Source organism: Dehalobacter sp. 12DCB1 (assembly GCF_004343605.1).
In the GTDB taxonomy this organism is placed as follows: domain Bacteria; phylum Bacillota; class Desulfitobacteriia; order Desulfitobacteriales; family Syntrophobotulaceae; genus Dehalobacter.
The window spans coordinates 1-24,481 of the sequence record NZ_POSF01000021.1; the positions used below are offsets into that span (position 1 = coordinate 1).

Genomic DNA, 24,481 nt, shown 5'->3' on the forward strand with positions numbered 1-24,481 from the left:
GGTCTCATCTCTCCGGGCGGTCTTTGTCCCTGCGGTCTCATCTCTCCGGGCGATCTTTGTCCCTGCGGTCTCATCTCTCCGGGCGGTCTTTGTCCCTGTGGTCTCATCTCTCCAGGTGGTCTTTGTCCCTGACTCGTTTTGTGACCTTCTGCATTTCTAAAACTTTCCGGGGGAGCATTTTCTTCGGTTCTTTTTCTGGCAGGAACTTTTTCCTCAGCCCCGGCAGCCTTAACCGGCCTGCTTACTTCTTTTTTCTGTGATTCGCCTGTCGTGGTCAGCACTTTCTTAACTTTTTCAGCTTCTTCCGTGGATACAGCACTTAAGTGGTTTTTCACTGGTACACCAATATCATTAAACTTTTCCATTAAAGCCTTGCTGGATATATTCAATTCTTTTGCCAGTTCGTGAACCCGAATATTGGTCACATTGTCACCCCCCAAAAACGAAAATAAAAATATAACCTTTCAACTCCTTATATTTAACTGAGAACATAAAAACTTTTAAACTCGCTCATTTTCAGGTGTGTCCCCCAACCTGATGATTGCTTTAGCGAAACCGTCATCCATAATCAGTATAAGTGCTCTTGGTGATAATCCAACAGCCTCCCCGAGTTCTTGTTTCGTGCCGCAGATTATAACCGGAATATGGAGATCATTGGCCCATTGACTGTACTTCTTGATAGAGCCGGGTGAATCTTCTGCCATAATCAATAATGAGCCCTTTTGTTTTTTTAAAAACGCTTCAACTTGTGATTCTCCAGAAGAAATTTTCCCGGCTCTCCTTGCCATTCCAAGCAATGATAATATTTTGGGTGTCAAGAAGAATTCATCTGCCTTTCAATTTCAGCCAGCATTTCTTTGGTGGGTTTGATGCCAAAAGTTTTTTCAAAACGGTTTTGTTTCAGAGCCTTTATCAGACAATCCGGGCACTGGCAAAGGTAAGCTCCACGCCCATTTTTCTTGGAAGAAGGATCAAATTCCAAAACTCCCTCAGGTGTTTTTACGATTCTCAATAATTCTTTTTTGGGTTTCATTTCCTGGCAGCCAAGACACATGCGCAGAGGGATTTTTCTTACCTTCATTTTCTCACCTTTCGGGAATTTCTTTTGGTCACTAAACCTATTTTTTCTTGCTTGAAGACTTGGCCTTTTTTTTGGGTTTCTCTGTTTCCTGCTGTTTATCTACTTGGGAGGCTTCATCAGCAGGTGATTCTAATTCTGAATAGGACACATCAGCATCACTGTTTTCATGCCGAACATTTTCATCGTCATTATATTCTGCAGATTCGTCGTATTCGTCGTATTCATCGTAGTATTGACTGTCCTCGTACTCCTGATAACTCCCGCCATCATATTCATCGTATTCTTCTTCAGTGTAGTCCTGATAACCTTCATCATATTCCTGGTATTCTTCAGATTCTTCGTACTCGCCTTCTACATAGTTGTCGTAGGATCCTTCCTCATAATCTGCATATTCGCCTTCTTCATAGGGCTCATACGCCTGCTCATAGTATTCACCCTCATATTCTTCATCCTGATAGATGTCTTCCGGGATCAGATTCTGAGCAAGCGCTTGCGTTTCGTTCTTAATATCAATTTTCCAGCCGGTCAACTTCGCGGCCAGTCTGGCGTTCTGTCCTTCTTTCCCGATCGCGAGTGATAATTGATAGTCCGGCACGACCACCAGCGTCACCTTGTCTTCATACCGTGGATAAACGCCCAAAACTCTGGCCGGGGAAAGCGCATTGGACACAAACTCAGTCGGATCAGCTGACCAGTTGATGATGTCCATTTTTTCGCCTTTCAGTTCATTCACGATATTCTGCACCCTGCTGCCCTTCGGTCCAACACACGCTCCGACCGGATCAACGTTTTTGTCTTTCGAGTAAACGGCAATTTTCGACCGTGCACCTGCTTCCCTTGCAACAGCCTTGATTTCTACAATTCCATCATGAATCTCTGGAACTTCCAACTCAAACAATCGTTTGATCAATCCAGGATGGGTACGGGAAAGCAAGATTTGGGGACCTTTTGTAGTTTTCTTCACTTCAACAACATAGGCCTTGATTCTTTCAAAGGATTGGTAGTTCTCTCCAGGGTTCTGCTCTGAGGCAGGCAATACAGCCTCCACCTTGCCAAGATCGACAATGACGTTGCGTTGTTCATAGCGTTGGACGATGCCAGTGACAATATCTCCCTCACGATTGATATATTCATCGTATATTAACCCACGTTCAGCCTCGCGTATTCTTTGAACAACAACCTGCTTGGCAGTCTGCGCTGCGATGCGGCCAAAGTCACGCGGAGTGACTTCAAATTCAACAATATCTTCAATGGAATAGTTCGAATCAATTTTTTTAGCTTCTTCTAATGATATTTGGGTACGCTGATCATCCACCATTTCCGCAACGTTTTTGCGGGCATATACTTTGATTTCTCCATTCAAGCGGTCTATATGGATCCTTACATTCTGTAAAGAGGAAAAGTTCTTTTTATATGCCGATATCAGAGCAGCTTCAATCGCTTCAAACAATATCTCTGTCGAAATACCTTTTTCTTTTTCTAATTCGTGAATTGCTTCAATGAACTCCATGTTCATCTGTCTGAATCCCTCCTTGAAATCATTTTAAAACTCAAAAGTAAGATGGGCCTTTTCAATTAGCGACAAAGGAATGGCAATCTCCCGCCCCTCATATTCTAGGATAACCTGGTCATCAGCCAGTCCTTTTAAATTTCCGGTAAAGCGGTTGTATTCCCGAAACACTTCTGTCGTATGAATACTCACAAGCTTTCCTGTATATTTAATATAATCCTCTCTCTTTTTAAGCGGTCTCTCAATTCCGGGAGAAGATACTTCCAGCATATAGGCCTGGGGAATCGGATTTTCTTTGTCCAGAACCTCATTAATTCGATGGCTTACCTCGGCACAATCGTCAATATCTACTCCGCCTTCCTTATCAATATATAATCTTAGATACCAGTGAGCACCTTCCTTAACATACTCGACATCGACTAATTCTAGTCCCAGTTCCATTACGAGCGGCTCTGCCAAACTTATAACTTTGTTCAAAATAGAATTGCTCATCGTATACTCCTTTTAGAGTTAAGCATTTTTCATTTTTTATCATACCAAATGAAAGAGTGGGTAATCCCCACTCTGAACCAAAAATCTACTTAGAATAAAATTCCTTCTTTTACTATATCATATACTGTTTCTGTCTGCAATATTCCTAATGCGCAGTTTAAAACAAACTCAGTTGATTTTTATCGGGCAGCCCTTCCAGACATCCGTGCTGCTGAAGCGTTTCAATGACGGTTTTGCTGATTTTCCCGTTGGACCGGGCCTGGATATCTTCAACAGATTTGATCGCTCCCTGTGCCCTGAGTTTGACCAAACTCGCCGCAGCCGTTTCACCGACTCCCTGCAGGGATGACAGTGGCGGCAGAAGCCCGTTGGGCGTTACCTGAAAACGTACCGCATCCGATTCCCACAGATCAACCTTGCGCAGCTTAATCTTCCGGCAGTACATTTCCACCGCAATCTCAAGGATCGTCTGTAGGTTCTTGTCCTTAGCCGTTGCATTATTGCCTTTAGCGGCAATTTCTTTGATAGTCTCCCGGCACTTTTTCACACCACTGCAGATCAGTTCCGCATCAAACTCATCTGCCCTGACGGTAAAGAAGGTTGCATAAAACGCTTCAGGATAATTGATCTTAAACCAAGCGATCCTGAAAGCCATTGTTACATATGCTACAGCATGGGCTTTCGGAAACATATAACTGATTTTCTGACAGGAGTCCATATACCAATCCGGAACGTTTTGTTTTTTCATGGCCTCAATATCTTCATCTTTGAGTCCTTTGCCCTTGCGGACCGACTCCATAATTTTAAAGGCATGGCTTGAATTAAGTCCCATCTGAATCAAATAGATCATAATGTCATCACGGCAGGCAATAATGTTAGAGATGTCGGCTGTCCCGTTTAAGACAAGGTCCTGGGCATTGCCTACCCAGACATTCGTGCCATGGGAAAGTCCGGATATTCTAACCAGATGGGAAAAGCTTGAAGGTTTGGTGTCTTCCAACATCTGTCTTACAAATTTTGTGCCGAATTCCGGGATGCCGAGTGTTCCGGTCGTGGAACCGATTTCCTCCGCATTCACGCCAAGTGCATCGGTACTCGAAAAGAGCGAGAGGGTTTGCGCATCATCGAGCCGAATTTTCTTCGCATCAAGTCCGGTTAGGTCCTCCAGCATTTTAATAGACGTCGGATCATCATGGCCGAGCAGGTCCAGTTTGGTTAAACGCCCGGAGATGGAATGGTAGTCGAAGTGGGTCGTGATGATGTCTGAAGTGGTGTCGTTGGCCGGTCTTTGTAACGGGGTAAAGTCAAAGACATCGCATTCTTTCGGGATAACCATTAATCCTCCCGGATGCTGTCCTGTTGTTCTTTTTACGCCCGTACAGCCACTGACCAGTCGGTTCAGTTCTGTCTGATTGTATTTGACCTTTCTTTCCTCCAGGTAATTCTTCACAAAACCATAGGCAGTTTTTTCAGCAATCGTGGAAATCGTTCCGGCTCGGAAAACATTTTCCTTGCCAAATATCTCCTCGGTGTATTTCATAGCTCTAGGCTGATATTCTCCCGAGAAATTTAGATCGATATCAGGAACCTTGTCTCCTTTAAAGCCCAGGAAGGTTTCAAACGGGATGTCATGCCCGTCTTTAACCAGTTCCCTGCCGCACTGCGGACATACTTTATCCGGCAGATCCACACCTGCTCCGGTGATTCCGTCCGTCACAAACTCTGAATAAAGACACTCCGGATTCGCACAGCGATAGTGCGGTGGAAGCGGATTGACCTCCGTGATACCGGTAAAAGTTGCGACGAGTGATGATCCGACGGAGCCCCTTGATCCGACCAGATAACCATCCTCGTTCGATCTTTTTACGAGTAGATGCGCAATCAGATACAACACGGCAAAACCGTTGCCGATGATGGAATCCAGTTCCTTATTTAAGGTTTTCTGAACCGTTTCCGGCAAAGGATTGCCGTACAGCTCATACGCTCTGGTTATCGTCATATCCCGGATTTTATCGGCAGCGCCTTCAATCTTCGGTTCAAAAAAGTCGTCCGGGAACGGTTTGATTTCAGCGACCTGTTCAGCAATCATTCTCGGTGTTGTGACTACCGCCCGATAGGCATCCTCATCATCAAGATAAGCAAATTCCTTGAGCATTTCGTCCGTTGACCTGAAATACAGCGGAGCCTGCTCATCAGCATCGGCAAAGCCTTTCCCGGCCATCAAAATTCTTCGGTAGACTTCATCTTCTTTATCAAGAAAATGGACGTCACAGGTAGCCGCGACAGGAATACCAAGTTCCTTACTAAGAGAGACAATGTGCCGGTTCATATCGATCAATTCTTGTTCGTTGGAAACCTCACCGTTTTTCAGCATAAACCGATTGTTCCCCAGAGGCTGAATTTCCAGATAATCGTAATACGAAGCAATTTTTTTGATTTCTGCCGCATCTTTCTTTTGCAAGATTGCCCGCATCAGTTCTCCTGATTCGCAGGCCGAACCAAGGATCAAACCTTCCCTGTGGGCATCAAGCAGCGAACGCGGAATACGGGGACGTCTGTGGAAATACTCCATATGGGAAGCGGTAACAAGTTTATACAGATTTTTTAAGCCGGTATAATCCTTGGCCAGAATAATAATATGAAAAGAACGGCTGCGGCTCAACTCAACCGGATTCGTTCCGCCATCCTCGACCAAATAGCCTTCCATGCCATAGATGATTTTGACACCGTATTTTTTTCCGGCTTCAGCTGCATCCGGAAAGGCCTGGACGACTCCGTGATCTGTTACAGCAATCGCGGTATGTCCCCACTCACCGGCTCGCTTCACCATGCTTTGGATCGATGAAACACCATCCATTTCCGAATGCTTGGTGTGCAGATGCAGTTCAACCCGTTTTTCTTCCGCAAGATCCGGCTTGGACGTCTTCAAAACAGTCATCATATCCCTTGGCATCAACGTCAGCTCGGTCGTATACCGGTCGAACTGCACGGACCCTTTCACTCTGAGCCAGTCACCTTTATTGATTTCCAGAGGTTTTTTCCCTTCATCAAAGAACAGCTTGCAGCCTATCGAGTTTGTCTTGTCTGTCAGACCGAACGACAATAATTGACGCCCGCTTTTTAATAGTCTGATTTCTGTTTCGCAGACCTCACCCTCTACAATGACCTGTTTCTCCTCGTCATGAATATCGGCCAACAGAACCGGCATACCCTTTATCTCTCTGCCAAGCAAAACAGCATTCTGCTCTTTCTTCTCTTTTTTCTCGTCAGGCTTTTGGGACAGGATTTCCTCTACATACTTTTGCTCTTCTTTTTCCGCGTCGAAATAGATTTCTTCTTCGGCGGCAGTCTCTTCAATTTCCCAGAAGATCCTTGTATCCAGATCATATTTCTGCCGAAAGAAGCTTTCCAGACTATCCTGTTTCAGCTGACAATATTCCATTGCCATCATACTCGGAACGAAGAAGGTCAGTCTGTTATTAACAACCTCGTATTTTACGGAAGCATTCAGCCAGACCTTAAGGGAAGGCACCTTCTCGTGAATATCCTGAATGATTTGCAGCCAATGTTCTTGACAAAGCATCTCTAGGGTGAAATTGGGGGACATTTTTGTTTTTATCTCAATCGTGATTCCGTTATTTTCGTTCCCACTATTTAATCTTTTCTTTAAGGATTCAGTTAAGAGACCCAGAATTTCTTCCTGGACCGGACGGGATAAAGAAAGATGGAGTATCCACTTTCTTTGTTCAGGAACAATCTCCACCCTCTCCAGCAATATATAATTTAGAAAAGTATCCAGCCTCATGCTGATATCACTTGGTAATCCCTGATAAAAAGGTGTTGCTTCCAGTTTGACCGCCGCAGTTGACACCAATGATGCCTCCTCTGTATCCAAACGCAATCTCTGATAAATGATTGACTTTCATGATATCTATGTTTGGGGTTGCCTGCATGCTACAATACCGCTTTTCGGCGAATTGCGCCATCCATGGCGCAAATGCCGCGCTACGCACTCCATGCTTCGCTTGTCGCGGTAATTGTAGCACGCAGGCTAATCTTTGGATAAAAGATTATAATGCTTGCTTGAATAACCCTAAGATCAGTCTGGGGGCCACAGTTCCGCGACAAGCGGAGCCTGGATGGCGAAGCGCGGCCTTTTGCGTCAAGGAAGACGCAACGGCCGAAAAGCGGTATTGTGGCCCCCAGACCTGCCATACATAACGTTTTTGTAATACTCAATAATCAACAATTTGTGTAAGATTTTGAAAACGTGGTTCTAGACACGACAGGCTTCTTTGATAATTTCTGTTACAAGACTGCAAACGCGGTCGGCCTCAACCAGCTCGACTTGCCGGGTGCTTCTGTTATACAGTTCAACTTTGCCTTCGGCGAGTGCTTTGGCGCCGATCGTCAGTCTCAAAGGATAGCCAACAAGGTCTGCATCCTTGAATTTTACACCCGGACGTTCATCCCTGTCATCATATACTGTCTCGACCCCTGCTGCCTTTAATTCTGCATACAACCGTTCAGCAGTGGCAACGACATTTTCGTCCTTTAAGGTAACCGGGACGATAATACAATGATACGGGGCAATCGGCATCGGCCAGATAATTCCGTTCTCATCATAATTCTGCTCAATGGCGGCAGCCATGGTTCTGCTGACGCCTATCCCATAGCAGCCCATATAGCAGACCTTTTCCTTACCTGTATCGTCGAGGTAGGTTGCCTGAAGGGCCTGACTGTATTTCGTGCCAAGATTGAAGACTTGTCCAACTTCAATCCCACGGGCTTCTTGGAGCGGGCTCTGGCAATTCGGGCAGGGTTCACCCGGTGCTACCATTCTGAGGTCTGCTATTATGGCAGGAATAAAATCCTTTCCGCAAGCGACACCGAGCAGATGATAATCTTTTTTATTGGCTCCGCAGACTCCATGCTTCATCTCAGCTACTTCAAGGTCCGCGGCAATATAGACGTCCTTAAGGCCAACCGGTCCGATAAACCCGTGCTCACAGTTGAAAACCTCCCGGACTTCCTCCGGATCAGCCATTCTAAGGTTCAGGAACGGCCCGAGCTTATTATTGACCTTGATCTCATTAACTTCCCGGTCCCCCCTGACCAAAACAAGTATAAAACGGTCGTCGCCTTTATATAAAAGCGTTTTAATCAGAGAAGACTTGTTGACTTTTAAGAAATCGGCCAGCTGGTCAATCGTTTTGATACCAGGGGTATGGACCTCGCCTGTCCAACCGACCAAAATATCCTGATCAGCGTCAGGGCACGGTAGACATTCAGCTTTCTCAACATTGGCGGCATAATCACAATCAGGACAGAATACCACCGCAGCCTCTCCGGATTCGGCCAGCACCATAAATTCATGGGTCCCGCCTGTTCCGCCAATCGCGCCGGCATCCGCCTCGACAGCTCGGAAAGTCAGTCCGCAGCGTGTAAAAATCCGTTCATAAGCCTCATACATCTTGCGGTAGCTTTCACGGGAACCTTCCGGATCTCTGTCAAAAGAATACAAGTCCTTCATGATAAATTCCCTGCCACGCATCAATCCGAAACGCGGTCTTCTTTCATCACGGTATTTGTTTTGAATCTGGTACAGAAGGAGCGGCAGCTGTTTATAGGAACGGACTTCACTTCTGACCAGGTCGGTGATGACTTCTTCGTGCGTAGGACCGAGACAAAATTCACGGTCATGCCTATCTTTTAATCGGAACATCTCCGGACCATAAACATCCCAGCGGCCAGTCTCTTTCCACAGCTCAGCCGGCTGGACAATTGGCAGCATGACTTCCTGCCCGCCTTTGGCATCCATTTCTTGGCGCACGATTTGCTCGATCTTTTTAATTACTCTGAGTCCCAGAGGAAGATATGTATAAATCCCGGCTGCAGCTTTGCGGATAAATCCGGCTCTCAGCATGAGCTGGTGACTGATTACCTCGGCTTCTGCAGGTACTTCCCGCAGGGTCGGATTCAGTAATTGGCTAGCTTTCATTGTTTATTTCTTCCTTTCAACAAGTGCTTGCTCTTAAAAGTTTTTACTCTTAGTTCTTGCTCTTCAATATTACCATTTTTACACAGGATTAAACAACCGGGAAATCTCAGATTTATTTAAAGAAAACTTGGTTGACGCCAAGTCTTTGGCAGCAGCCTTAGCTGCACTTCAATTTATCAGAAAGGGTCTAGAGTCTTTCTGATAGACTTAAATCGTCTTCAATTTTCTCTATCAAGGCCTGTATTAACTCTTCCTCAGGTAACTGCGCGATAACCTCACCTCGTGCAAAAAGCAGCCCCCTGCCTTTTCCTCCGGCAATGCCAAAATCAGCTTCTCGGGCTTCCCCAGGGCCATTGACCACACAGCCCATTACGGCGATGGAGACCTTCTCGGATGGTGCCGGTAACGCTTCAAGTCTCCGTTCTACTTCCTCAGCGAGATGAACTAAGTCCACCTGAGTCCTGCCGCAGGTCGGACAACTGATCAATTCGAATCCACCTTTCTTGAGATCCAATACCCGCAGAATCTGCTGGGCAACTGGAATCTCTGCTGCAGGATCGCCTGTCAGCGATACTCTGATCGTATCGCCGATGCCTTCAGCCAGAAGCGTTCCAATGCCGATCGCAGACTTTATCACCCCGGATCTGACCGTACCGGCTTCAGTTACCCCGACATGCAGCGGATAGTCCACCCGGTCTGCAATCATGCGGTAAGCGTCGATCATCAACGGAACATGAGATGATTTCAGCGAAATCTTGATATGATGATAGCCTTCTTGTTCCAGGATGCCGACATGGCCCAATGCGCTTTCGACCATTCCTTCCGCGGTCGGTCCGCCGTATTTCTCAAGGATTTCCTTTTCCAGAGATCCGGTATTGACTCCGATCCGGATCGGGATATTTCTTTCGCGGACCGCGTTGATAACCTCTTGTACTTTCCAGCGCTCACCGATATTTCCCGGATTGATTCGGAGCCCATGAACCCCGTTTGCAACGGCTTTAAGTGCAAGTCGGTAGTCAAAGTGAATATCCGCAACTACCGGAATCGGGCTAAGGCTGCAGATGTCTTTCAAGGCAAGCGCAGCCTGCTCATTTAGGACAGCCGTCCGGATAACCTCACAGCCAATTTCCGCCAGGTGCCTGATCTGATTGAGGGTAGCTTGAACATCCCGGGTATCCGTATTGGTCATCGACTGAATCACGACCGGATTACTACCGCCAATCGCCACCGATCCGATTTTCACTTCTCGCGTAATCCTACGTTTCAATCGATTAACCCTCCTATTTTGACGTAGTTTATCTTGGGCTAGTCTGTGGGCCACAATGCCGCTTCTCGGCTGTTGTGCCCTCCGTGACCCGTCGCTCCTTGCCATCCATGGCATCGCGACATTAGGCCATCCATGGCCGTCAAAAAGCCGCGCTCCGCATCGTGCTCCGCTGACAGCGGAACTGTGGCCCCCAGACTAATCTTAAGTTTAATTTGCAAGCTAGATCAAAGAGCCAGAAAGTATCTCTATGAAGAAGAAGCCTGCCAAGCTCCTTCAAGCGCTCTGATATCATTGATTGGATGCATTCAGATGATGATTGACCTAGCTAACGTCATTCGTTTGCATAGCGTTGGGAACTTAAAGGCTAAAGAATAATCCGTGCTTAAATCAAATCAGATAAACACGCTTTTTATTCGTGATTAAAATCTAGTATGAATTCCCAGCAAGAGAACTATAATTGTATTCTCTACATAGAAGAACTGCAGCTTCCGTATAAGTCATGCCAATTACCCTAAAAATCAGGCTACGGGCCACAGTTTCGCTGTGAGCGTAGCAAGGATTGCGTAGCGCGGCCTTTTGACGGCCATGGACGGCCTAATGTCACGATGCCATGGATGGCAAGGAGCGACGGGTCAAGGAGGACACAACGGCTGAAAAGCGATATTGTGGCCCGCAGACTTACCTAAGGAAAATGTAAAATGACACTCATAATTTAAGGATTTTAGAGACTCATCCGCAATCATTATCCAAATGAAATTTACTTCGTAATTATCCTCAGTATATCCTGATACGTCACCGCGATCATCAGCGCAATCAGCAGTGCGAAGCCTGTCAGCTGGATCCAGCCTTTCTTTTCGATGCTTAAGGGCTTGCGCCGGATTCCTTCATAAGTCATTACGGCTAGCTGACCACCGTCGAGCGCCGGCAGCGGCAGAATATTCAATACACCAAAGTTGATACTGAGCACAGCAGCCAAGGTAAATAGTGATGACATGCCCTGTTTGACGCCTTCCCCGATGACCTGGGCGACACCAATCGGACCCGAAAGTTCAACCGGGGCCTTGCCGGTAATCATCTGGATCAGATAAAGGAAGATTTGTCTAGTAAACTCTACCGTCTGCATAAAACCATATTGAATGGATTTCAGGACGGATACTTTCTGCATGGTATAAGAAGGCGTAATCCCGATCAATCCTTTTCCAAGCTCCTGATCATAGACCGGGGTAATCTCGATCGTGGCAATTTGTTTCGTATCCGCTTTTTCTACGGTAAACGACATCTTTTCTCCGGGGTTGGTATGAATTTGCTGCGTTACGGAATTCCAGTCTGGAGTCTCTGTGCCGTTGATCGCAATAATTCTGTCTCCGGCGGCAAGTCCTGCCGTGGCTGCAGGTTTACCCAGTGACACCTCACCGATTAGGTTCCGGTTATCGGCTACGGCTACACCAAAAAAGGCAAAAGCAACCACAAAAAGCACCGCACCAAGGATGAAGTTCATGAGCGGTCCGGCCACAATGACGGCCATTCTCTTCCAGATTGATTTGCTTTCAAAACTTCGGGCCAACAGTTCCTCCCTGCTGACCTGATCGCCTTCTTCCCCTTCTCCGACTTCTTCAACACTTAAGAATCTGCAAAATCCTCCCAAAGGCAGTATCCTGACGGAGTAAAGCGTTTCCTTACCCTGGAACCCAAAAAGCTTTGGCCCAATGCCAAAAGCAAATTCCAGCACTTTAATCCCCGATCTCTTGGCTATGATGAAATGCCCAAATTCATGTACAAATACCAAAACGCCAAATATTACGATAAAAGCAATTACCGTTTTTAATATCTCAAACAAACCATTCACCTCAACCCAAATTTATTTGTGATGCAGCATACTCCCTGGCCCATCTATCCGCAGCTAGTACAGTATCCAGGTCTTTTATCACCTGAACCTGGTGGGCCTGACAAGTCTGTTCAACAAGCTCGTGCATCTGAAGATATTTTATGCGGCCTGCCAGGAAAGCATGTACACAGATTTCGTTGGCAGCATTCATGACAGCAGGAAGTGTCCCTCCCGTCTGACCGCAGGAACAAGCGAATTTCAAAAATGGAAAAGCAGCTAGATCGGGCTTCTCAAACGTTAAGCTCTTTCCGGCAAGCGAAAGCTCCGGCAAACGGTTTTCCCAGCGTTCCGGATAGGTCAGCGCATACTGAATCGGAATGCGCATATCCGGTATGCCAAGCTGGGCAAGAACAGTGCCATCATGGAATTCAACCATCGAGTGAACAATGCTCTGAGGATGAACCAGAACATCAATTTGGTTATAATCCACGCCGAAAAGAAATCTTGCCTCAATAACTTCCAAACCTTTGTTCATCATGGTTGCTGAATCAATGGTGATTTTGGCACCCATATTCCAGTTCGGATGTTTCAGCGCCATTGCCGGTGTTACCCCGGCCAGCCTTTCCCTGCTCCATCCTCTGAAAGGGCCGCCTGAAGCAGTCAGAATAATTTTTTTAACTGCATTTTCGTTGCCGCTGAGACACTGGAACACAGCAGAGTGCTCACTGTCAACAGGAATGATGGAACAGCCGTTCCGTTCTGCTGTCTGCATTACAAGTTCCCCTGCGGCAACGAGCGTTTCTTTGTTGGCCAGCGCAATATTTTTTCCTGCGTTCAGTGCAGCCAGTGTAGGTTCAAGACCAATACTGCCGCTGACAGCGGTCACAACCGTATCCACCTCTGCTGCCGTTACCGCCTCAAGCAGCCCCTCCATACCTGCCAGCACCTTGACAGGCAGGTCAGCAACCCGTTGTTTCAGAAAAAGTGCTTTTTCTTCCTGCATCATCACGGCAATCCTCGGCCTGAACTCGCGGATCTGTTGTTCAAAAAGGTCGGCCTGGGAATTGGCCGACAAAGCATAGACAGCTAATTTTCCTTCCGAATTTCTAACCACATCCAGCGTCTGCGTGCCAATTGAACCGGTGGAACCTAAAACCGAAATTATTTTCACTTTGATATCTCCAATTCAAATTCTATCCTAATTGATCATGCTTAAGTTTTACTTAAAAATAACGATGGCCTACCTAGTACATAATCTATCTAGGTTAGAGAAGGGCCTTTGCTATTCTCCCATAAAAAAGCCGGCTTTCCTGACGGCTTCATACATGACGACCAGAGCGGGGCCGATGATCAGTCCTACTGCTCCGAAAAGGTTCATGCCAATGTACATGGACATCAGGGTGGCCAGCGGATGCAGCCCGATATTCTGAGACAAAATCTTTGGTTCCAGGACCTGCCGGATCACTGTAGCGGCAAGGTAGATGACCAAGAGTTTGACTGCCGAGGCAATACTGCCGGTGAAAAGCAGTACCAAGATCCACGGGATAAATATGAGGGCCGGTCCGATAACCGGTATCAGATCGAGCAGGCCGGCCAGAATGCCAAGAGTAAAGGCATAGCTATTACCGATGATCAACAGTCCAATTGTGATCACAGCGAATGTGATGCAGACAAGAAAGGTCTGAGCTCTTAAGAATCCTACCAGTGCTGAACCAAGGTCTGCAGCGATTTGTCTGGTTTTGCCAAGATATTTCCCCTTTACCCTGCCAAACAGCCATTCCTTAACAGTCGGAAAACTCATGCTCGTCAGCAGTGTTGCTACAGTTGTAATCACAATCACAAACATCAAGCCCGGCAGCGCACCCAGAAAATTCAGCAAGCCAAGACTGCCATTTTTAAGAATGACCTGGAGTGCCGCAAGTATTTTTTCCATATTGGACTGAATCGCACTATTGATCTCAGGATTCAGCTGAATAAACTGCTGAACTAAGCCGATCTTTTCTGTCAGCATCGCCAAGGTCTGTTGATAGATCATCGGAAAAGCGGTATATAGTTCGGCTAACTCGCGGTATATCCGGCTCCCGAACAAGACCAGCAGCAGCACAAACACAATCAAAACCAGGATCACCACAAGCAGCGATGCGTAGGTTCTCTTGATTTTAAGCACATTAATCAGTTTTAATATAAGCGGTTCCAGCAGAAAAGAAAGGATAAATGCCAAAATAAAGGGCAGCAGAGCCGAGACCACTGTTCCAAGCGTTGAGCCAAAGACAGGGAAAAACTCAACGATTGCATAGGTAAAAAGTTTCAGGCTGAGTAATGCAGCTGCAATCATAACCAACCTGTTCAGATTCACCCTTAGGGAGTTTTTGGTTGTATCGTTCATGCCTATCCCACCAATCCAAGGTTAATAGAAAAAAACACCAACGGCAGCGCAAACAAAAAGCTGTCAAAGCGATCCAGGATACCGCCATGGCCTGGGATCAGTCTGCCGGAATCCTTCACCCCGGCAGTCCGTTTCAGTGCGGATTCAAAAAGATCACCGATCTGGGAGGCAATGCTGGTCAAGAGTGACAGGACAAGGATAGCCGGGAGCGTTGCTTGCTTGGTAATCAACCAGAAAACAAAACCGCAGACTAAAGCCGTCACCAGGCCGCCAACAGCCCCTTCGACTGTCTTGTTCGGGCTGACTTTCGGAGCAAGCTTTCTTTTGCCAAGCGTATTCCCGACAAAAAAAGCTCCGGTATCTGTGAGCCAGACCAGTAAGAAAACAAGAAAACACCAAGAAACGCCAAATTCTCTTAAGGAGTAGAGATAGGTAAACAGAAAGACCGGATAAATCAGCGCCAGGAAATAATACGTTGAAGACGCTAAAGACTGATTTGGATAGCGCAACGCATAACTTCCAAATGTCAGCATGAACCATATGATCGCAAGTGGCAGCATCCATTCCGTGCGGCCAAGAAGAAAAATAGCAAGCCACAAGATACTGTAAACGACTGCCGGCCATAACCTATTTATTAAACCGGCCTTTTGTCCAATCTGCAAAAACTCTTTAAGTCCAAGTAAAGCGAGAATCACAACAGCAATGGACAAATACCATCCTCCAAGCCAGGTCAAAACCAATAAAAGGGGGGCTCCGATCAGAGCACTCAAGATTCTCTTTAGCATTTTCTATCCCTCAACCTTCTTTTACGCCACCAAACCTGCGTTCCCGGTTTTGATAAATCCGAATCGTTTCAAATAATAATGCTCTGTTAAAATCCGGCCAGCATTCATTCACAATCACAATTTCTGAATAAGCGGCCTGCCAGAGCAGATAATTGCTTAAGCGCATTTCACCTGAAGTCCTGACGACAAGCTCCGGATCAGGACAATCTTTCGTATACAAATGCTTTTCAAATATTTCCTCGGTAATTTGCTGAACATCTAGCGCTCCGCTTTGGACCTCCTGCGCAACTTCCTTGACTGCTTTGAGGATTTCGATCCTGCTTCCGTAATTCAAGGCAACATTCAACACTAATCCGTTATTGTTCTTTGTTTTTTCACAAGCCTCTTGATAAGCCTTCAGGACATCCTTTGGTATATCTTCTTGCTGCCCGAAAATGCATATCTTAACATTGTTCGCATAAAGCTCGGCAAGTTCTTTGCGGACATACTCCTTCAAGAGTGACATAAGAATCCCGATCTCCGACTGTGGTCTTTTCCAGTTCTCGGTTGAAAAAGCATAGACGGTCAGATATTTGATTCCAAGCTCATCGCTACCCCTGACGACCTCCCGCAGTGCTTCTACTCCGGCCCTGTGACCGACAGAACGAGGCAATCCTTTCTGCTGGGCCCATCTTCCGTTTCCGTCCATAATGATTGCCAGATGCCGAGGGATTCTATTCATATCAATGTTTTTCAGTTGAATATCTCCACTGTCTTTCTTCCAGATTATCACAAGTATTCCTCTTTATATCTGTACTTAGTACCATGGTCATACATATTAGAGCTGACAAGATACTAGAACGGTTGCGGAAAGACCCCCTGTTCCCGAGGGGGCCATATAAAGAAAACTTGGCTGGTGCCAAGCCTTTGGCGATCGCTCCTTGCCATCCTTGGCATCGCGACACCGTGAAGCCTATTTAAACGCCTTCACGCTTCCGTGGCCGTTGACAGCCTTAGCTGCACACCTAGATATATCAGCAAGTACGTATACTTTTGATATACCAAAAAACTACTTTATAAATTTATCATGGATTAGTATAAATTTCAAATAACCATCAGCGCAACTTATTCTGGCCACACGTAAATCTCCGCAAGGAACAGCCTTTCCTACGGGGCTGGTTATCTCATAACAGAAATTCGCGCTTTCTTGTGTCAATTCCTCTTGAACGTCGTCCCACTTTTTTCCGAGCCAACGCAACACGCTACACTTCCATAATTTCTTTTTCTTTTTTCTCGAGGATATCGTCGATATCCTTCACAATTTTATCGGTAAGTTTCTGCGCTTTTTCCTGTCCTTTTTTGGAATCGTCCTCAGAGACAGTTTTATCCTTCTCGAGCTGTTTTATCTCATCAATAAGCTCCCGTCTGATATTTCGGACAGCGACCTTAGCATCTTCTGCTTTCTTTTTAACTGTCTTGACAATCTCTGCACGGCGTTCCGCCGTCAATTGCGGAATATTTAGCCTGATGACCACGCCGTCATTCGAAGGCGTAAGTCCAAGATCGGATTTAAGAATCGCCTTCTCAATATCTTTAATCGAAGATTTATCCCAGGGCTGAATGGTGATCATCCGTGGGTCAGGAACTGAGACATTGGCCAGCTGATTAATGGGGGTAGGCGTCCCGTAATAATCAACAGAAACTTTGTCCAGAACTGCCGGATTTGCCCTCCCTGCCCTGACAGATGCGAGGTCCTTCTTGAGTACCTCCTCTGTTTTATGCATTTTTTCTTCAGCGTCATTCAGAAATTCATTGAGCATTTTTCGTTACCTCCCCACATAGGTACCTATTGGTTCTCCCTTAAGTGCTTTTATAATATTGCCATTTTCTTTCAAGTTAAAAACAATGATTGGAATATCATTGTCCATGCACAACGAAGTTGCTGTCGAGTCCATCACACCCAGCCCTTTGCTGAGCACATCAAGATAGGTCAGTCTATCAAATTTCTTGGCATCAGGATTCTTCATCGGATCACTGTCAAATACGCCGTCAACCTGTTTGGCCATTAAAATAACGTCTGCTTCAATCTCTGCAGCCCGCAAAGCCGCCGTTGTATCTGTCGAAAAATAGGGATTGCCTGTCCCCGCCGCAAAAATCACAATACGGCCCTTTTCCATATGGCGGATCGCTCTTCTTCTGATATAAGGTTCTGCTACCTGCCTCATCTCAATCGCCGACAATACTCTCGTAACAATGTTGTGTTGTTCCAGAACATCCTGCAACGCCAGGGCATTCATTACAGTAGCGAGCATTCCCATATAATCAGCAGTTGTCCGGTCTATTCCCTGAGAACTCCCGGCAATGCCCCTCCAAATATTCCCTCCGCCAACGACCAGTGCCATTTCCACACCAAGCTTCTGAACTTCAGAAATCTGTCTGGCGACAGACTCCAGCATGCTGTGCGCAATTCCAAAACCCTGCTCCCCGGCAAGCGCTTCTCCGCTTAGTTTTAATACGATGCGGCGGTAACGTGCATCTGTCATAAACGAACCTCCGTACTTAGTTTATTTCTACACCAAAGATAAAAATCCTCTTGTCGCTGTACGTAGATGTAACAGAAAGCATTTATACGCTGTGTTATACGCAAAAAGCAATAAACCTTTCTGGTTCCCCTAAAAAAGAGAACACCGAAGTGTTCTCTTATCGATTTATTTCTTTCATGACTTCATCGGCAAAATTATCCTGGCGCTTTTCAATTCCTTCACCCAACTCATAGCGGGTAAATCTGCGAATAGCTATTTTCTCACCGATTTTGGCAATCTTAGCCATGACCAGGTCTTTGACTAAAATATCGGGGTCCTTGATAAAAGGCTGTTCTACAAGACAAACTTCCTTATAGAACTTCTCTATGCGGCCGTCAACCATCTTGTCGACAATTTTTTCCGGTTTCCCTTCGTTCAATGCCTGAGCCCTAAATATTTCTCTTTCATGGGCAACAACGTCAGCCGGAACATCTTCTTTATTGACATAAAGCGGTTTAGCTGCGGCGATCTGCATCGCAATATCCTTAGCCAGCTGCTTAAATTCATCTCCGCGGGACACAAAGTCGGTTTCGCAGTTTAATTCGAGCAGAACACCAATTCTGCCACCTCCATGAATGTAGGCTTCTACAGTCCCTTCGGCAGCAATTCGTCCTTCTTTTTTCGCAGCAGCAGCCAGACCTTTTTCTCTTAGGAAATCTATCGCTTTGTCCATATCGGCATTACATTCGGTTAATGCCTTTTTGCAGTCCATCATTCCGGCTCCGGTTCTTTCCCTGAGTTCTTTCACCTGAGAAGAAGTAACTTCAGCCATACGGTAACCCTCCTTTATTGAATACTTTACGACACATATAAAAACAGGGTAAGTCATGAAGAACATACCCCAATCTCACCCTGTTTTTTTAACTATTCTTCGTCTTCGGTTTGATTGCTCTCTTCAGCTTCTTCGGTATTGTCAAGACTTCCCTGTTGCCCTTCGATGATGGCATCAGCCATTTTCGCGGTGAGCAGTTTTACAGCCCGGATCGCGTCATCATTGGCAGGAATCACAACATCGATCTCGTCAGGATCACAGTTGGTGTCGACAATTCCTACGATCGGAATATTTAATCTTCTTGCCTCAGCAACGGCAATTCTTTCTTTGCGCGGATCAACGATGAATAAAACATCAGGAAGCTTCTTCATGTTTTTGATACCGCCAAGGAATCTTTCCAGCTTACCCATTTCATGACGCAGCGCAGCGACTTCCTTCTTAGGAAGAACTTCAAAAACGCCTTCTGCTTCCATTCTTTCGAGTTGATGCAGTCTTTGGACTCTCTTTTGAATCGTCTGGAAGTTCGTCAGCATTCCGCCGAGCCAACGCTCGTTAACAAAATACATGCCGCAACGTTCAGCTTCTTCTTTCACAGATTCCTGAGCCTGTTTCTTTGTGCCTACAAACAGCACAGTTCCGCCGTTTACTGCGATATCCCGGATAAAATTGAAAGCCTCGTCAACTTTTTTGACGGTTTTCTGAAGGTCAATGATATAGATACCATTTCTCTCCGTGAAAATGTAACGAGCCATTTTAGGATTCCAGCGGCGGGTCTGGTGCCCGAAGTGTACACCGGCTTCTAAAAGTTGCTTCATAGAAATTACAGCCATTGTGTTACACCTCCTCTCTTCATTTGTTTTTTCCTCCGCAGGTTCATCCCTGGTACCCTTTGCTTACGCAAAGAACTTGTACGCTAAGTCCCACTGCGTGTGTACTCCAAAAAATCACACTGCAAATAGAATATCATACCCTACTTCCGAATGCAACTTTAATTAATCCCGTAATGGGCTGCCAGATTGGATCGGATATTATGAGAAATGATAAACTCCTCCAAATCTGTAAGCAGTTCATTATAAGGAAAATAAAGATCAGTAAGGTAATACACTTTATTATTCCCGGCTTTAAGCATTACGATTTCTTCATTGTTTTTGGTCCAAAAGAATGCGGCCTTGCGAATATCTTTCGGTTCAAACGTCTTTTTACGGAATAAGGACCGGAAGATGATCGCGTGATTATCAATAACAATCCGTTTCGTTTTCGCCGTCAACCAGATCAATAGGATCAAGAGAATCGAAACAGTATAAATTCCGGAAAGGATTAGCAAATAAAGCTCCGGCAAAGTATACAGAAACAGTATCCCTCCGATCAGCAGCGGATATAGGATGATATATAGTACTCCCGGAATTACCAATGGTTTCATGCGGTAACCATATTCTTGCGCATCCATAATCATTTACCCTTCTTTTTAACGATGCCGTTTAATGTACTTATCCAGCTCGTCCAGCAGATAGTCATTCAGAACCTTGATATACGTGCCTTTCATTCCGAGAGACTTGGATTCAATCACGCCGGCTGATTCAAACTTGCGTAGCGCATTGACAATCACCGAACGGGTAATGCCAACCCTGTCGGCAATTTTGCTTGCTACCAGCAGCCCTTCGCCACCGCCCAGTTCAGCAAAAATATGTTCAACGGCCTCAAGTTCCGAGTAAGACAGTGTTCCTACCGCAATTTGTACAGCAGCTTTCTTGCGTGCTTCTTCCTCAGCATACTCAGCCTTGACCCGTAGGATTTCCATGCCGATCACGGTGGCGCCATATTCAGCAAGGATCAGATCTTCCGGCCGGAACTGCTCGCCAAACTTGGCCAGAACGAGCGTCCCAACCCTATCGCCACCTCCAAGGATAGGCACAACCGTTGTCATCTTATTGCCGAAAACACACTCGTGATGTTTGCTGAATACACAGGCATTCGCAATTTGCGTTGTGTTTGCTTTTGTTTCTGTTGTTTTAAGCAGACCCTCATTGTAGCTTTCCGGAAATCTTTCCGAATGAAGGACGATTTGTTCCATTTCCCCGCAGTGAAAATCATCCATGAAGCTGTAACCGAGGATTTTTCCCCTGCGACCGACAATATAACAGTTGGCAGCAATCTCCTGACTCAGTACCTTGGCCATCTCGTCAAAATCCACAGGTTTTCCGGCAGCACGCTGAATAAGTCCGCTAATTTTTCTGGTCTTTTCTAATACAATTTCCACAGATTACCCCCCTATTCTTGGTATTCAGGATTTTTAAATTTAAACTATGTTTTAATTTAAATACGATTTAAAGAATATATTTTGACAGGTCCTGATTCTTCGCAACATCGCCGACCCGTTTCTGGATATACTCCCGGTTAATCGTGATGGAATAATCCTCTGGCAGTTCTGAAGCTTCGAACGAAAGCTCTTCCAAGACTTTTTCGACAATGGTATGCAGTCTCCTCGCCCCGATATTTTCCGTGTAAGCGTTGACATTGTAAGCGATCTGGGCTATTTCTTCAATCGCATTCTCGGAGAAAATGACGTCGATGCCCTCTGTAGAAAGCAGCGCGCCATACTGTTTAATCAGCGAAGCCTGGGGTTCAATCAGAATCCGTTTGAAATCTGCAACACTCAACGATTCCAGCTCGACACGGATCGGCAGTCTTCCCTGAAGTTCCGGTATCAAATCGGAAGGTTTCGCTACGTGGAAAGCGCCTGCAGCAATAAACAGAATATGATCCGTCCGGACAGGCCCGTACTTGGTCATTACGGTGGATCCTTCAATCAGCGGCAGAATATCCCGCTGGACCCCTCCGCGGGAAACATCAGGACCGCCTGAAGATTCCTTGCCGGCAATCTTATCAATTTCGTCGATAAAAACGATGCCTTCCTGCTCGGTCCGGCGAATGGCTTCCTGCACCGCCTCATCTTGGTCAATCAGATTCTGGGCCTCTTCCTGTGCCAGAATTCTGCGGGCTTCTTTGACTGTTACTTTGCGTTTTTTGCGTTTCTTCGGAAACATTCCGGCCATCATGTCCTGAATGTTGACACCAAGCTCCATGCCTGAAGCACCAAGCATATCCGTATATTGGGAGCTTTCTTCCACTTCGATCTCAAGGGTATGCTCCTCTAGCTCTCCTTTTTGAAGCTTTTCTTTGAGGAATTCCCTGTCTTTTTCTACTTCCGGAGGAACAGGACTTTCTTTTTCAGGTTCATGATCCTGGTTGAATAAATACTGAAACGGATTAACATTGGATGACTCTTTCTTTTTACTCGGGACAAGAATTGCCAGAAGCCGTTTCTCTGCATTCTTCTCAGCCTGAGCTTCAACTTCTTGCATTTTTTCGCTTTTGACCATACGCAAAGAGATTTCCGTTAAATCCCGAATAATCGATTCAACATCCCTGCCGACATAGCCGACTTCGGTAAACTTTGTGGCTTCCACTTTGGTAAACGGAGCCTTGACGAGCTTCGCCAGGCGCCGGGCAATTTCTGTCTTGCCTACCCCTGTAGGCCCAATCATTAAAATATTTTTCGGAAGAACATCCTCCTGCAGGGCTGCAGGCAGAAGCGAGCGGCGGTACCTATTGCGCAGAGCAATGGCCACGGCTCTTTTGGCCTGCTTTTGCCCAACAATATATTTATCCAGTTCGGCGACGATTTCCTTTGGTGTAAGCTGTTCCATTAGTCCGCGTCCTCCAGTTCTTCCACGACAATATTTTCATTGGTATAAACACAAATAGAGGCAGCCACTTTCATGGCTTCCCTGACAAGCTCTCCCGCGTTAAGATCTGTATGTATATTCAGGGCGCGTGCCGCAGCCAACGCGTAATTTCCGCCTGATCCAATGGCGGCAATGCCGTCGTCAGGCTCAATGACTTCCCCTGAGCCGGAAATCAGCAGAATTGTATTTTTATCGGCCACGATCAGCAATGCTTCAAGGTTTCTGAGCATCCTGTCCGTCCGCCATTCTTTGGCCAACTCTACAGACGCTCTCTGCAAATTGCCGTGATATTCCTCGAGCTTTCCTTCAAATTTTTCGAAAAGCGTAAAAGCGTCGGCCACAGAACCAGCAAATCCCGCCAGGACTTTTCCTTGATACAAACGGCGAATCTTACGGGCCGTATGCTTCATCACTGTCGCTTGTCCCATGGTAACCTGGCCGTCACCTGCAATAGCCACCTTTGATCCTTTTTTAATTGCGATAATCGTCGTTGCATGAAACATGGATATGTTCCCCCTCAATTTGCAGTGTACTTATTATTGGCTGAAGAGTCAAGGGTAATTTTCAAAAATGCAGTAGTTTTTATGAATATTCTAAATATTACTTCATTTTGCTCTCGGATGAGCTTTCAGGTAGACGCTCCGAAGTTTTTCCCTGGACAGGTGCGTGTAAATCTGGGTTGAAGACAATTTTTTATGCCCCAGCAGCTCCTGAACACTTCTTAAATCCGCGCCGCCCTCCAGCAGGTGCGTTGCAAATGTATGACGGAGCATATGGGGATGAACATGCTGGTTAAGCTTAGCGGTTTTCTCCAGTTTGTCCAGGATCCGGCGCACTGAGCGCGAACTTAGCCGCATATCTTTGTAGTTTAAAATCAGCGCTTCCTGTTGATCATCCCGCTGCAGTAGGTATCTTTTGATTGCCTCTTCCGCCGGTTCCGTCAAAGGAACGATCCGCTCCTTTTTCCCTTTCCCGAACACCCTGATCAGGCTGCCATCAAGATCCACATCTGATTTATTCAAGCTGACAAGCTCGCTTACTCTAAGTCCTGAACCATAAAGCAGTTCGACAATCACCTGGTCGCGCAGTCCGTTCTTTTCATCCTGATTTGAAGCTTCCAGAAGCTTTTCCATATGCTCCTGGAAAAGAAAACGCGGGAGATTTTTGCCGACTTTGGGCGTCGCAATTTTCTGTACAGGGTTCTGGCTGACAATTTCTTCACGGCAGAGAAATTTAAAAAAAGAACGCATTGCAGCGATTTTTCGGGCAATGCTTTTTCTTTTCAGTTCCCTTTCCGTCATCTGACCAATGTAACTGCGGACAATATATTTATCGATCTGGTTAACATCGAGACTTTCGGTTTCCATCCCACATTCATGGGCAGAAAACTCCAGAAACTGAATGATATCACTCTGATAAGCGGCAAGCGTCAGTTCGGAAGAATTTTTGGTTTTGAGGTAAGCGGAGAACAAATCAAGGGCCTTATCTGCCAGCACCTGTTTCACCACCCATTCATTATGTATTAGACTGATTCATAAAGCCTATTTCGGGTTAGTCTCCGTAATGGATGACCGCTTTCGGCTGTTGTGCCATCCATGGCAAGTCGCTCTTTGCCATCCGTGGCATCGCGACATTAGGCCATCCGTGGCCGTCAAAAAGCCGCGCTGCGCACTCCATGCTCCGCTTGACGCTGGACATCCATTACGGAGACTTGTCTGGAGTAGTATAAGCTTTTTTGGAGTTAGCGTTATTCTGAGAACCTATTCTAGTATACCGTTCTCTAAATAACTAGACATTTAAACCTTCATAGCTGGGGCTGTGTGCCACAGTTCCAGCGTAAGCGGAGCATGGATGCGGAGCGCGGCAGTTTGACGGCCACGGATGGCCTAATGTCGCGATGCCATGGATGGCAAAGAGCGACTCGCCATGGAGGGCATAATCTGCCGGAAGCGGAATGTGGCATGCAGACCAGACCCAAATAATTATATTTGTCAAATTATTCAAAGACCAATGTACTAGGCGCATTCTATGCCGTCGTCCTTGACGCACATAGAG

Annotated in this window: 22 protein-coding genes; all 22 read right to left on the minus strand. The window is 46.1% G+C overall.

Annotated elements, in window-relative coordinates:
• Positions 1 to 425: translation initiation factor IF-2 N-terminal domain-containing protein (locus C1I38_RS13640; protein WP_207668626.1), on the minus strand; the 425-nt coding region annotated here is incomplete at its 3' end.
• Between the two features lie 75 nt (positions 426 to 500).
• Complete coding sequence (locus C1I38_RS13645; RefSeq protein WP_083916837.1) at positions 501 to 818, minus strand: L7Ae/L30e/S12e/Gadd45 family ribosomal protein; 318 nt, start codon at positions 816 to 818, stop codon at positions 501 to 503.
• The gene (locus tag C1I38_RS13650; protein WP_015044123.1) at positions 815 to 1,081 is read right to left on the minus strand and encodes a DUF448 domain-containing protein; all 267 of its coding nucleotides are present in this window, start codon (positions 1,079 to 1,081) and stop codon (positions 815 to 817) included. Before C1I38_RS13650 ends, C1I38_RS13645 begins: the two co-directional genes overlap by 4 nt.
• A 37-nt stretch (positions 1,082 to 1,118) precedes the next feature.
• Positions 1,119 to 2,597, minus strand: a complete 1,479-nt coding sequence (nusA, locus tag C1I38_RS13655; protein ID WP_119774243.1) for a transcription termination factor NusA — start codon at positions 2,595 to 2,597, stop codon at positions 1,119 to 1,121.
• Positions 2,598 to 2,624: 27 nt separating this feature from the next.
• Positions 2,625 to 3,083, minus strand: a complete 459-nt coding sequence (gene rimP / locus C1I38_RS13660; RefSeq protein WP_020493143.1) for a ribosome maturation factor RimP — start codon at positions 3,081 to 3,083, stop codon at positions 2,625 to 2,627.
• Between the two features lie 157 nt (positions 3,084 to 3,240).
• Positions 3,241 to 6,954, minus strand: coding sequence for a PolC-type DNA polymerase III (locus C1I38_RS13665; RefSeq protein ID WP_119774244.1), 3,714 nt, complete (start codon positions 6,952 to 6,954; stop codon positions 3,241 to 3,243).
• Between the two features lie 405 nt (positions 6,955 to 7,359).
• On the minus strand, positions 7,360 to 9,084 hold the full coding sequence (locus C1I38_RS13670) for a proline--tRNA ligase (RefSeq protein WP_119774245.1): 1,725 nt from the start codon (positions 9,082 to 9,084) through the stop codon (positions 7,360 to 7,362).
• A gap of 187 nt (positions 9,085 to 9,271) precedes the next feature.
• Positions 9,272 to 10,465 (minus strand): flavodoxin-dependent (E)-4-hydroxy-3-methylbut-2-enyl-diphosphate synthase, encoded by a 1,194-nt coding sequence (gene ispG, locus C1I38_RS13675; RefSeq protein ID WP_348980851.1) that lies wholly within the window; start codon positions 10,463 to 10,465, stop codon positions 9,272 to 9,274.
• A gap of 643 nt (positions 10,466 to 11,108) precedes the next feature.
• Positions 11,109 to 12,197 (minus strand): RIP metalloprotease RseP, encoded by a 1,089-nt coding sequence (gene rseP / locus C1I38_RS13680; protein ID WP_243103587.1) that lies wholly within the window; start codon positions 12,195 to 12,197, stop codon positions 11,109 to 11,111.
• Position 12,198: 1 nt separating this feature from the next.
• The gene (locus tag C1I38_RS13685) at positions 12,199 to 13,347 is read right to left on the minus strand and encodes a 1-deoxy-D-xylulose-5-phosphate reductoisomerase (RefSeq protein WP_119774248.1); all 1,149 of its coding nucleotides are present in this window, start codon (positions 13,345 to 13,347) and stop codon (positions 12,199 to 12,201) included.
• Between the two features lie 111 nt (positions 13,348 to 13,458).
• Positions 13,459 to 14,562: a sporulation integral membrane protein YtvI gene (ytvI, locus tag C1I38_RS13690; protein WP_199698202.1), complete on the minus strand. Its 1,104-nt coding sequence runs from the start codon at positions 14,560 to 14,562 to the stop codon at positions 13,459 to 13,461.
• 2 nt (positions 14,563 to 14,564) lie between these two features.
• On the minus strand, positions 14,565 to 15,347 hold the full coding sequence (locus tag C1I38_RS13695; RefSeq protein ID WP_019225598.1) for a phosphatidate cytidylyltransferase: 783 nt from the start codon (positions 15,345 to 15,347) through the stop codon (positions 14,565 to 14,567).
• 10 nt (positions 15,348 to 15,357) lie between these two features.
• Positions 15,358 to 16,119, minus strand: coding sequence for an isoprenyl transferase (locus C1I38_RS13700; RefSeq protein WP_020493135.1), 762 nt, complete (start codon positions 16,117 to 16,119; stop codon positions 15,358 to 15,360).
• Positions 16,120 to 16,588: 469 nt separating this feature from the next.
• Entirely contained in the window at positions 16,589 to 17,146 is a 558-nt protein-coding gene (frr, locus tag C1I38_RS13705) for a ribosome recycling factor (RefSeq protein ID WP_119774250.1), read from the minus strand.
• 6 nt (positions 17,147 to 17,152) lie between these two features.
• On the minus strand, positions 17,153 to 17,869 hold the full coding sequence (gene pyrH / locus C1I38_RS13710) for a UMP kinase (protein WP_019225602.1): 717 nt from the start codon (positions 17,867 to 17,869) through the stop codon (positions 17,153 to 17,155).
• A gap of 157 nt (positions 17,870 to 18,026) precedes the next feature.
• The gene (tsf, locus tag C1I38_RS13715; protein ID WP_119774251.1) at positions 18,027 to 18,680 is read right to left on the minus strand and encodes a translation elongation factor Ts; all 654 of its coding nucleotides are present in this window, start codon (positions 18,678 to 18,680) and stop codon (positions 18,027 to 18,029) included.
• A 92-nt stretch (positions 18,681 to 18,772) separates the two neighbouring features.
• Positions 18,773 to 19,510 (minus strand): 30S ribosomal protein S2, encoded by a 738-nt coding sequence (rpsB, locus tag C1I38_RS13720; protein ID WP_020493132.1) that lies wholly within the window; start codon positions 19,508 to 19,510, stop codon positions 18,773 to 18,775.
• A 158-nt stretch (positions 19,511 to 19,668) separates the two neighbouring features.
• Positions 19,669 to 20,127 (minus strand): hypothetical protein, encoded by a 459-nt coding sequence (locus C1I38_RS13725; protein ID WP_243103589.1) that lies wholly within the window; start codon positions 20,125 to 20,127, stop codon positions 19,669 to 19,671.
• Positions 20,128 to 20,145: 18 nt separating this feature from the next.
• Positions 20,146 to 20,937 (minus strand): GTP-sensing pleiotropic transcriptional regulator CodY, encoded by a 792-nt coding sequence (gene codY, locus C1I38_RS13730; RefSeq protein ID WP_119774253.1) that lies wholly within the window; start codon positions 20,935 to 20,937, stop codon positions 20,146 to 20,148.
• A gap of 67 nt (positions 20,938 to 21,004) precedes the next feature.
• Entirely contained in the window at positions 21,005 to 22,387 is a 1,383-nt protein-coding gene (gene hslU, locus C1I38_RS13735; RefSeq protein WP_119774254.1) for an ATP-dependent protease ATPase subunit HslU, read from the minus strand.
• The gene (hslV, locus tag C1I38_RS13740; protein ID WP_119774255.1) at positions 22,387 to 22,929 is read right to left on the minus strand and encodes an ATP-dependent protease subunit HslV; all 543 of its coding nucleotides are present in this window, start codon (positions 22,927 to 22,929) and stop codon (positions 22,387 to 22,389) included. Before hslV ends, hslU begins: the two co-directional genes overlap by 1 nt.
• 102 nt (positions 22,930 to 23,031) lie before the next feature.
• Positions 23,032 to 23,922 (minus strand): tyrosine recombinase XerC, encoded by an 891-nt coding sequence (xerC, locus tag C1I38_RS13745; protein ID WP_119774256.1) that lies wholly within the window; start codon positions 23,920 to 23,922, stop codon positions 23,032 to 23,034.
• Positions 23,923 to 24,481 lie beyond the last annotated feature (559 nt).